Genomic DNA, 2699 nt, shown 5'->3' on the forward strand with positions numbered 1-2699 from the left:
GGCAGCCGTGACCACGGGATGGCCGGCGTCGCTCCAGGCGGCGAAGCCGCCGTCCAGCACCGACACGCGGTCATGGCCCAGCGTCTTGAAGGTCCAATAGACGCGCGTCGCGTTCCCCATGTCGGCGGCGCTGAGACCGCTGGCGACCAGAACGACGTGATCCCCGTTGCCGATCCCCAGCCCACCGATCAGACCTTCCAGAACGGCGGTCTCGGGCAGCAGGCCCGGCACCCCGTCCACCGTCGCCCGCCAGCCGGCCTTGGCATAGTCGGAATGGATCGAGCCGGGGATGAAGCCGCCCGACGGCGGCGTGCGCACATCCAGAACCACGAGGTCGGGGCGGTCGAGGGCGCCCTTCAGCCAGGCGCTGTCCGCCAGCGGGCGTTGGGAATCGGTCGTCATGGCTCTGCCTTCGCGGCTGGTTTCACGTTTGGCAGGCAGGGTATCAACACATAGCGGCGCAGGAAAACCAAATCTGTGCTGTTGTTTCCCATCCTTGTCGCAGGCCGTCGCGACGGTCGCCGTTGCCCCGGCGCGCCCGGTGCGGTAACTCTAGTCGGTTGGAAGGGTCCGGTGACCCGGGGTGAAGGAGTGCGGCATGGCCAACATCGACGATCTGCTGGGCGCCGGCTCGTCCGACGACATGAGCAGCGACGCCTTTGCCATCGGCGACGCGCCGGTCGAGATCAAGGTGGTCATCGGCACCGCCATGCTGCGCGTCCGCGACCTTCTGAAGCTCGGTCGTGGCGCCGTCGTGGAATTGGACCGGCATCTGAAGGACCCGACCGACGTCTATGTGGAGGGCGTGCTCGTCGCCCGCGGCGAGGTGGTCATCGTGGATGACAAGATCGGCGTCACCCTGACCGACTTCGTAAAATCCAGCCGCGAGTGGAAACGCTAAGCTTTCGGCCCTTTGATGCGCTTACGCAATGACATGTTCCGGGAGCGAAACGTTACGTTACGCTCCCGGAACGTCATGATGCGGCTTCGCAACGATCCTTACGGCGTCACTCGGCCGGTTCGGGCACCACGATGTCCAGCGGCGTGCCGGTGGCGTGGGCGTAGAGCATCAGGTCGTTCAGCAGCTCGGCCTCCTGCTCGCCGGCGTCCTTGCGGCGGATGGCGACCAGCTTGTCGAGCGCCTTGATGTTGAAGCCCGCGGATTTGACCTCGCTGCGCAGGTCCTTCAGGTCGGCCTTCAGGCCGTCGATCTCGTCCATCAACCGCTCCATGCGGTCGGCGAACTGCTTCAGTTGGTCGGCGGCGGTGGTGTTGAAACCGGTCGTCACGACGGAACCATCTCCTTGAGGAACGGGAACCCCGCCGCCTTCGGCGCGCTGGCCGGACCGCGGGGGGAGGCGCTGTTAGCACAGCGCGCGGCGCTTTGTCCGGGGACAACGCGCGTGGCTTGACGCGGCGTGGCCGGCAGTGTTTTCGTGACTGCGGCCGTCCCTGCGGCGCTGGAGAGCGAACACGATGTCCGACCTGCCGCCGCTTGGCACCCCGCGTCTCTTCTCGAATCCGCGCGCCGACACGGACCAGCCCTACGGACCCGCCGAACGGGCGATCCTGAGCCGCGCCGCCTTCCAGGACGCGATGACCGAGATCGGCGCTTGGCCGGGCTACGCCCCGACCCCGCTGCGCTCGCTGGGCGGGCTGGCCCGCGCCGCCGGCATCGACCGCATCTGGTACAAGGACGAGAGCAGCCGCTTCAACCTGCACAGCTTCAAGGCGCTGGGCGGCGCCTACGCCGTGCTGCGCCTTCTGGTGCGCGAGGTGCAGGCCCGCGTGCCCGGCGTGCCGGTGACCGCTCTGGATCTGGTGGTTGGGCGCTACGCCAAGGTGACCCGCGGCATCACGGTGACCACGGCGACCGACGGCAATCACGGCCGCTCCGTCGCCTGGGGCGCGCAGGTCTTCGGTTGCGGCTGCGTCATCTACATTCCCGGCAACTGCTCGCAAGGGCGGCAGCAGGCGATCGAGTCCTTCGACGCCCGCGTTGTCCGCGTGGCCGGCAACTACGACGACGCGGTGCGGCAGGCCGCGGCTGACGCGCGGGAGCATGGCCGGTACGTCGTCTCCGACACCTCCTACACCGGCTACATGGACATCCCCCGCGACGTGATGCAGGGCTACACCGTGATGGTGGAGGAGGCGATCGGCCAGCTTCCGGCCAGCGAGCGCCCGACCCACGTCTTCGTGCAGGGCGGGGTGGGGGCCTTGCCCGCCGCCGTCTGCGGCCATCTGTGGGAAAGCCTGGGCCGCCAGCGCCCGCGCTTCGTGGTGGTGGAGCCGCACGCCGCGGACTGCCTGTACCAGAGCGCCGTCAACGGCCGCCCGACGCCGTCCAAGGGCGATCTGGAGACGCTGATGGCCGGGCTGGCCTGCGGCGAGGTGTCCCTGCTGGCCTGGGCGATCCTGGAGCGCGGTGCCGACGATTTCCTGACCATCCCCGACGGTGCGGCGGTGGCGACCATGCGCCTGCTGGCCGAGGGGCGGCACGGCGGGGGGGCCCTCGTGGGGGGGGGGGCCGGCGGGGGCCGGCTGGCGGGGCCGCCCCGGGCCCCGGCGGGACCCGGGGCCCCCGCCCAGCTTGGGCTCCCCCCCCGCGCCCCCGCGCTTGGTTTCCGGTCCGGAGGGGGGCCGCCCCCGGGGCCTTTGGTTCCCGGTGGGGCCGCAAGCCGGCGCGGGGGCTGGGG

Annotated in this window: 4 protein-coding genes; 2 read left to right on the forward strand and 2 right to left on the reverse strand. The window is 70.2% G+C overall.

Annotated features, from left to right (window positions below; genetic code table 11):
- Nucleotides 1–402, reverse strand: a 402-nt coding sequence (locus GBZ26_RS28645; RefSeq protein ID WP_247884943.1) for a sulfurtransferase, incomplete at its 3' end; no start/stop codon positions are given.
- A gap of 196 nt (nucleotides 403–598) precedes the next feature.
- Between GBZ26_RS28645 and fliN the strand changes: the two genes are divergently transcribed.
- The gene (fliN, locus tag GBZ26_RS28650) at nucleotides 599–901 is read left to right on the forward strand and encodes a flagellar motor switch protein FliN (protein ID WP_014240218.1); all 303 of its coding nucleotides are present in this window, start codon (nucleotides 599–601) and stop codon (nucleotides 899–901) included.
- 106 nt (nucleotides 902–1007) lie between these two features.
- Here the strand turns inward: fliN and GBZ26_RS28655 are convergent, their stop codons facing one another.
- A complete protein-coding gene (locus GBZ26_RS28655; protein ID WP_014240219.1) occupies nucleotides 1008–1289 on the reverse strand; it encodes a DUF2312 domain-containing protein in 282 nt (93 codons plus the stop codon).
- A gap of 187 nt (nucleotides 1290–1476) precedes the next feature.
- Here GBZ26_RS28655 and GBZ26_RS28660 point away from each other — a divergent pair.
- Nucleotides 1477–2699 (forward strand): diaminopropionate ammonia-lyase (locus GBZ26_RS28660; protein ID WP_247884944.1); only part of this gene is annotated, 1223 nt, incomplete at its 3' end.

The organism is Azospirillum formosense, assembly GCF_013340925.1.
Lineage (GTDB): Bacteria > Pseudomonadota > Alphaproteobacteria > Azospirillales > Azospirillaceae > Azospirillum > Azospirillum formosense.